The sequence below is a fragment of the Treponema sp. genome, from assembly GCF_052169735.1.
GTDB lineage: Bacteria > Spirochaetota > Spirochaetia > Treponematales > Treponemataceae > Treponema.
Genome location: NZ_JBQNBW010000026.1, coordinates 26381 through 33552 on the forward strand (window position 1 = coordinate 26381; position 7172 = coordinate 33552).

Sequence of the window (7172 nt, forward strand, 5' to 3'; positions counted from 1 at the left end):
GGAAAGGAGATACGCTATGCGTGCAGTTGATATTATTATGAAAAAGCGCGGGTTTAGAGCAACCGGCGCAGGGACGCTTTCCCGGGATGAAATTTCATTCTTGGTGAATGGGTATGTAGACGGTACTATTCCTGACTATCAAATGTCCGCATGGCTGATGGCTGTTTACTTTAACGGGATGTCCTTTGAAGAAACGGCAATCCTGACTGATGTGATGCTTCATTCCGGTGCCGTTATGGATTTGTCCGGTATTGAAGGTCCCTTTGTTGATAAACACTCAACCGGCGGAGTAGGGGATAAACTTTCTCTGCCGCTTGCACCGATTGTTGCCGCATGCGGAGTGAAGGTTCCGATGATGAGCGGACGGGCTTTGGGGCATACCGGCGGTACGCTCGATAAACTTGAAGCAATTACCGGCTACAAAACCGGTTTAACGGTTGAGCAGTTTAGAAACTATATTTCCAAAACCGGTTTTGCGATGACCGGACAGACCAAAGAAATTGTACCTGCCGACCGGTTGATCTATGCGCTGCGTGATGTTACCGCTACTGTTGAATCAGTGCCGCTTATCACGGCGAGTATTCTTTCCAAAAAGGTTGCCGAAGGAGCTGAAGCGTTGGTGTTTGATGTAAAATGCGGAAGCGGTGCCTTTATGAAAACCTTAGCAGAGGCAGAAGCCTTGGCAAAGAGCCTTGTCGGAACCGGTACTGCGATGGGAAAGAAAGTTATTGCGCTTATTACAAATATGTCAGAACCGTTCGGTACTATGGTCGGTAACTTTTTGGAAATGGAAGAAACCTACAATGTGCTGAAAGGGGAAGGACCAAAGGATGTAACCGATCTTACCTTGCAGCTTGCCGGATGGATGCTGGTGCTTGGACGTAAGGCTTCCTCAAAAGAAGAAGGGATGCAAAAAGCACAGGAGGCGGTGCAGAGCGGTAAGGCGTTGGAACTCTTTTTAGAGAATATTACCCTCCAGGGCGGGGATGCCAAACAGTTTGTTTCCGAATGCGGCAAGCGGCGCAGTCCGTATACCTGCCAAATCAAGGCAGCACAGGGCGGCTTTATCGCAGCAATGGATGCGTATCAGATTGGAATCGCCGGAGTGCACCTTGGTGTCGGGCGGAACAAAACTACCGATGCAGTCTGCCCCGATGCCGGTATGATCGTGCATAAGCATACCGGGGACTCCGTGAAAAAGGGCGATGTTATTATGGATGTGTACGGTAAAGACAGCGCCTGTTTATCCGCCGCATCGGAGATTATACAGTCGGCAGTGCGGTACGCAGATACAGCGCCCCAAGGACAGCCGCTGGTATTTAAGGAAATAGGTGCGGAAGCCCTTGCTCCGCAGCATTCAGGATCCGCATCGTGAATTGGGAAAAAAAAGACATAGACGGAGAAATTGTCCGCTCTATGGCTCAGCAGTATGGGTGCAGCCCGCTGGTTGCATCAATATTGCTGCGGCGCGGCATTGCAGATGGGGCTGATGCCTTCTTTTATCTTGAAAATGATCTGCGGTATGCGCACAATCCTTTTCTGTTTTCCGATATGGAAGATGCTGTTGACCGCATTCTAGATGCACGGGATGAAGGCGAGCGGGTACTCATTTTCGGCGACCGTGATGTAGACGGAATTACTGCGGTTACCATTTTGTATGAGGCGCTGACCGGCTTAGGTATGCAGGTATCGTGGCGTATTCCGACCGGCGATGATCCTTACGGACTTTCGATTGAGGCAGTCGATGCGCACGCAGCAGAAGGCGGAACCCTGATTATCACCGTAGACTGCGGTATTTCCAATATTGAAGAAGTTGCCTATGCCGCAGAGAAGGGAATAGATGTGATTATTATCGATCACCACACTCCCAAAGAGCAGGTTCCCGATGCCGCAGTAATTATTAACTGCAAGATGCCGGATGCAGGGTATCCGAATGTTCATCTTTCAGGCTGTGCTACTGCGTGGAAAGTTATCACCGCGCTCCGGTTTGGACAGCTCGATATGTATAAACAGCAGATTTGTCTGCTCAATGTCCGTCCTGTCAACGATGCTTTTGCAGTTGAAGCTATCCGCACGGTCAATCTTGTAGAAAAGGCACGGATTACAGAAACGATTATTCCCGGAATGATCTCTTTTTCCGATACACGCCTGGGAAATTTTTTACAGGGACAACAGATTTTTGTCTGGGATAAAGAACTACAGCTGAAGCAGCTGGAAAAGATATTCGGTAAATCTATTGAATTTTGCGTTACCGATTTCCGCCCTGAATGTGCAAAACTTTCGCCTCAGCTTGCGGAAATGAGCCTATTGCGCTTAAAAAGCTTGTCCCGGATTGGAAAATATCAAGAAACACCGATGTCGGAGCTGGACGGCTTTTTTAATATCTTTGTAACGCTCGTACAGCAGACACATAGTTTCTATGGCGGACGCGAACGGCGGGAGCTGCAGCTTGTTGCTCTTTCGCTCCTTGCAGATCTCATGCAGCTGAGCGATGAAAACCGTATTTTGGTCAAGCAGGGATTAGCGGCAATCAATACGGCACCCCGCAGCGGACTTGCCGAATTGCTGACAAAGCAAAGCCTCATCGGTAAACAAATTGGAACAACTGATGTTGCGTGGTATGTTACACCGGTTATCAATGCCACCGGACGGATGGGAAAGCCTGAAACAGCTATTAAGCTCTTTTTGGAAAAAGATCAGGCGGTTCGAGATGAACTGAGTGCTGCGATTATTGCTATGAATGAAGAGCGCAGGGAACTCGGCAAAACCGGCTGGACGATTGCAGAACCGCTTGCACAGGAAAGCCTTGCGCGCTATCAGAATAAATTAACCGTTACGGTCAGTGATAAAATATACCGCGGTATTACCGGAATCCTTGCAAATCAGCTGGCAAAGGCATTTAATGTTCCCAGCATGGTTATCTGTTTGATGGAAAACGGTACGGCAGTGGGTTCACTGAGGTCTGCGCGTAACTATCGCGTATTGTCATTGCTGGAAGTCTATCCTGATTTTTTTATTGATTATGGCGGACATACCTTTGCTGCCGGTTTTAGTTTGATGCAGGAGAACCTCGAACCGTTTTTACACAAACTACAAGATTTTGTGCAGACTATCGAATTTGATCCTGATTCTGAAAACCCGCCGATGCATATTGATGCGGAACTGCCTCATGCGTACCTCACTCCAGACCTTTTGACAGTCCTCGATATGCTTGAGCCCTATGGTGAAGGCTTTCCCCCGCTCTTATTTGCAGCTGCCGATTTGAAAGTGAGCGCTGCCTCTATAATGGGTAAAACAACGCCTCAGCACCTCCGGCTCACCCTTGACTGCGGTTCCTATAAGTGGACAGCGCTGTATTGGCGGGCAGCAGATAAGCTCAATGTTGAGTTTGCAGTAGGGGATAGTGTGGATGCTGTGTTTCTACTTGACCGGAGTACCTTTAACGGCAATACCATACCGCAAATTGTTATTCAGAGTATGGAAAGGACAGGGAAAGCGGGGCGTTCTCCGGGAAAGCGCTAAAAACAATCCTCTAACTGCATTCTCAATTACGAATTAATTCCCCCTTGCCAGATTGGGTAAGGGGATGAAAGATTGTATTCTCCGATTGAGTAGTAATTCTGTTAAAGCCTGATCGCTATCTTTAAAAATCCGGTACTCTATGCTATACTACTAACTACAAGCGAGGGGAGGGGGGAGCTATGAGCACCGCAAACAGGAAATACAAAGATTCCGTTTTTGTCGATCTTTTCAGCGAAGATGAAAAGGCAAAAGAAAATTTCTTATCGTTGTACAATGCTTTACATGGAACGAACCTGCAAATGTCTTGTCCTGTAGAAAACATAAGGCTTGATAACGTCATGTATATGAACGTAATCAATGATGTTTCCTGCCTTGTCAATAATAAGATCGTTGTATTAGCAGAACATCAGTCTACTATAAATGAAAATATGCCCCTACGCTTTTTACAATACATAGCAAGGCTCTATGAAAAGTTACAAACTCCGACAGACAGGTATTTAAGGAAGTTATCAAAAATACCTACCCCTGAATTTTATGTCTTCTATAATGGGCTGGAGGACTATCCTGAAACCATAGTTCTTAAACTTTCAGATGCTTTTATTACAGAACCCGAACAGACACCGCTGGAACTTGAAGTAAAGGTATATAATATAAATAAAAATAAAAATAAGGGAGCAGAAGTGTTAACCCGCTGTAAACCTCTTGAAGAATACAGTTTGTTTGTAGAAGAGGTACGCATTCAAACTCAACTCGACCCTGAAAACGGTTTTACCAATGCGATAAAGATATGTATAGAAAAAGGAATCTTAAAAGAATATTTAATGAGAAAATCACGGGAGGTGATCAATATGTTATTAGCAGAATATGATTATGATACAGACATTGCGGTACAGAGAGCAGAAGCGGGCAGAATAGCTTTCGCTGAAGGAATATCTCAAGGAATATCTCAAGGGGTTTACCAAAATAAACTGGACACAGCTAAAAACTTAGCTGAAATGGGTTTTACCGTAGAAGTTATCTCAAAAGCTACCGGCTTAAGTCTTGAAGAAATCTCCCACTTATAGAGATATGGAAACCTGTATAACTGTAGTGTTTGCGCTATACCCGTATCCGCCGCCGTGTGTTGCTCTTCAAATTTGACATTTCCTCGGCTTCTCTATATACTTTTTCCATGCTTAGTAATTTTCATACGCATACATATCTATGTAAACATGCTGAGGGAATACCGCGTGATTATGTGCAAAAAGCTGCGGAAGTAGGCTGCGGCGCCCTTGGTTTTTCCGATCACTGTCCCTATCCTCATGATGATATGTGGTTTTATTGCCGGATGGCAGCTTCCGAGTTACCGTATTATATAAAATTGGTGGATGATGCAAAGCAGCATGCGCCGTTTCCTGTTTATTTAGGTTTTGAATGTGAATGGTCGCCGCAGCATCGTAACTGGTTCCAAGATGAATTATTGGGACACTGTAAGGCAGACTACTTAGTTTTAGGCTCTCATTGGGTTCCCATTCATGGCAGACTCGAATATATTCCTATGGTTGCAGAGAAGCGCTATATTCGTAAATATATTGATTTTACGATTGAAGGGATGCGCTCCGGTCTCTATGCTTTTTTAGCGCATCCTGATTTATTTTTGAGCGGACAGATGGAGCTGGATGCTGAATGTCTCGCCTGTGCTGATGCCCTCATTGATGCTGCAAATGACTTAGGTATGCCGCTGGAGATTAATGGCTGCGGTCTTATTAAACCGAGAATTAGGCGGGATTATGGCGAAGATTATCAGTATCCGGTAGGCGCTTTTTGGGAACGGGCTGCGAAAAAAAATGCACGGATTATCTGCAATTCCGATGCTCACCAAATAGAGCAGGTGTTGGAGGGTGTCCGGAATGGGATTCGGTATGCAGAAGGATTGGAAATTCCGATACTTGATGCTGCTGAAGCTTTGGGCTTTGACCATCTTACGGATGAGCATCGCTAAAAACTGGACTTGACTTTTAAAAAGATGCCCGGATATATATTAAATCGGTTCGGGAACTTCCGTTTCTGAATAGGTTTATTATGCACGTCATCACTTTGTTGCGAACGTGCGTAAAACGTTAATCGAAACTTGATATTTTTTGACTTTTATAGGAGAAAACATGCCGGACGAAATACCTCATAATGAAGAACGGGCTGTACGTGCTGTTGTAGAAGGGCGCGTTCAAGGAGTTGGATTCCGATACTGGACAGTACAGGCTGCAAAGAAATGCGGAATTACCGGCTGGGTGCGGAACTGTCCCGATTACTCAGTGGAAATATTTGCCGAAGGAGAACCCGATGCCTTGCACGATTTTTTCAATGCCGTACAGCACGGTCATCCTCTGGCCTATGTTGCAAGTTGTAATATCAGCGTTGCTCCCTATAAAGGCTTTGATTCGTTTAAGGTACGGTATTAGGCAATGCGCTGTAATGTTTTTGACCGTGGGAAGAAGGTAATCTCCTCATGTTTTGTTTTTTGACTGTTCATTTCTTAAAAATTTAACTGCAACGACTACAGAAAAGAATATCGGCATAACCTGATAAGTTTTTTTGAAAATCGTCGCATTCGCCGCGCCTTTAGCGGTTACATTGTTTTTGTAGATATGTTAAGCGGTGACATACCTTCGGCAGCCATCATCAAGGACTATACGGCTTTGTACATTGTTTGATGCACGCGCTAGTTCAGCGGCTGAAAATAAATTTTGCTAAAAGAAGACTCTATCAGTGCCGTACTGCACATTATAAAATGATGAACTCAAAAAGTTATTAATTTGTTTTTTAATAATGTCAGCTTTGGTCTCCGTCTCGAACATTTTAAAATAATCGTTGCGGAAATCACCGGAAAAATTCAGATACCAATCGGGCTGATATTGCCCTTTATTTCACATCAAAACGCTCATACTATTGCTGATTCGGTCTTTTATTTTGTTATACTGATATGATAGGCTAATGGAAGTCCGATTCGTTCAAGCATCGACCGGTCAAAAATGCGATATGTTCAGCCCGTCTTAATGCGTTCGGCTCCCTTGCACGGATAAACACCGGCATAGTGCCTACCTGCAAATGTATAGACATAATCGGTATACCGTCCCCGAATCAACAAGCGTTATCATAATCTTACAATCCTTTTCGTTATCGCCGATAAAACCGAGGGGGTAATGACTGTTATATTGGCACTTTTATCCTGAAAGGCGGCAATGACCGTATGTAATTCAGCATCAGAACGGTTGTTACAATTTTTACAGGCTTTTTGTATTTGTTTGCCGTTTTGTGTGTAATAGTAATACCATTCGTAGACTTTCTTGCCATTTTTTATTTTCGGCTTTTTAAAGACATGATAATCCATATATAAACCCCGACTTGATCTTTACCTGACCTGTTAAAAATCAAGCAAAAGCAATAGTTTGATAAGTCTATATACAGCAAGGAATAAACTATCGGGCAGGGGGGATTTGAACCCCCGACTTCTTGGTCCCGAACCAAGCGCGCTACCCCTGCGCTACTGCCCGTTATTATATGATTTATTTCGATATGATAAAAAATAAAAGCTCACCACATGTGCGGTGAGCTTCTTCGGGAGCGACGGGGCTCGAACCCGCGATCTCCGGCGTGACAGGCCAGCGCGATAA

General features: G+C 44.7%; 7 protein-coding genes and 1 tRNA gene. 5 read left to right on the forward strand and 3 right to left on the reverse strand.

Translation table 11 applies throughout. The annotated features are described in order from the left end of the window. Window positions 1–16: 16 nt before the first annotated feature. From ACTTJ8_RS05880 to ACTTJ8_RS05900, 5 genes are all read left to right on the forward strand, one after another. Entirely contained in the window at window positions 17–1375 is a 1359-nt protein-coding gene (locus tag ACTTJ8_RS05880) for a thymidine phosphorylase (protein WP_442715434.1), read from the forward strand. Next, window positions 1372–3522 carry a single-stranded-DNA-specific exonuclease RecJ gene (gene recJ / locus ACTTJ8_RS05885; protein WP_442720602.1) on the forward strand — a complete coding sequence of 717 codons (2151 nt, stop codon included), beginning with the start codon at window positions 1372–1374 and terminating at the stop codon, window positions 3520–3522. Before ACTTJ8_RS05880 ends, recJ begins: the two co-directional genes overlap by 4 nt. Window positions 3523–3701: 179 nt before the next feature. Beyond that, window positions 3702–4586, forward strand: a complete 885-nt coding sequence (locus tag ACTTJ8_RS05890) for an Rpn family recombination-promoting nuclease/putative transposase (RefSeq protein WP_442719615.1) — start codon at window positions 3702–3704, stop codon at window positions 4584–4586. Between the two features lie 107 nt (window positions 4587–4693). Further along, window positions 4694–5503, forward strand: coding sequence for a histidinol-phosphatase (locus tag ACTTJ8_RS05895; RefSeq protein ID WP_442720603.1), 810 nt, complete (start codon window positions 4694–4696; stop codon window positions 5501–5503). 160 nt (window positions 5504–5663) lie between these two features. Further along, window positions 5664–5960, forward strand: a complete 297-nt coding sequence (locus ACTTJ8_RS05900; protein ID WP_442720604.1) for an acylphosphatase — start codon at window positions 5664–5666, stop codon at window positions 5958–5960. Window positions 5961–6489: 529 nt separating this feature from the next. On the opposite strand, the gene ACTTJ8_RS05905 is transcribed toward ACTTJ8_RS05900, so the two are convergent. The 3 genes from ACTTJ8_RS05905 to ACTTJ8_RS05915 form a co-directional block, all read right to left on the reverse strand. Beyond that, complete coding sequence (locus tag ACTTJ8_RS05905) at window positions 6490–6618, reverse strand: hypothetical protein (protein ID WP_442720605.1); 129 nt, start codon at window positions 6616–6618, stop codon at window positions 6490–6492. A gap of 34 nt (window positions 6619–6652) precedes the next feature. Next, entirely contained in the window at window positions 6653–6889 is a 237-nt protein-coding gene (locus ACTTJ8_RS05910; protein WP_442720606.1) for a hypothetical protein, read from the reverse strand. Between the two features lie 91 nt (window positions 6890–6980). Continuing rightward, window positions 6981–7052 (reverse strand) — tRNA-Pro (locus tag ACTTJ8_RS05915). Between the last annotated feature and the right edge of the window lie 120 nt (window positions 7053–7172).

What these genes read in the sequence shown, in the direction of transcription:
- ACTTJ8_RS05890 (WP_442719615.1), top strand. Translation starts at nt 3,702, where the DNA reads ATGAGCACCGCAAACAGGAAATACAAAGATTCCGTTTTTGTCGATCTT.
- ACTTJ8_RS05910 (WP_442720606.1), bottom strand. Translation starts at nt 6,889, where the DNA reads ATGGATTATCATGTCTTTAAAAAGCCGAAAATAAAAAATGGCAAGAAA.
- ACTTJ8_RS05905 (WP_442720605.1), bottom strand. Translation starts at nt 6,618, where the DNA reads ATGTCTATACATTTGCAGGTAGGCACTATGCCGGTGTTTATCCGTGCA.
- ACTTJ8_RS05900 (WP_442720604.1), top strand. Translation starts at nt 5,664, where the DNA reads ATGCCGGACGAAATACCTCATAATGAAGAACGGGCTGTACGTGCTGTT.
- ACTTJ8_RS05895 (WP_442720603.1), top strand. Translation starts at nt 4,694, where the DNA reads ATGCTTAGTAATTTTCATACGCATACATATCTATGTAAACATGCTGAG.
- ACTTJ8_RS05880 (WP_442715434.1), top strand. Translation starts at nt 17, where the DNA reads ATGCGTGCAGTTGATATTATTATGAAAAAGCGCGGGTTTAGAGCAACC.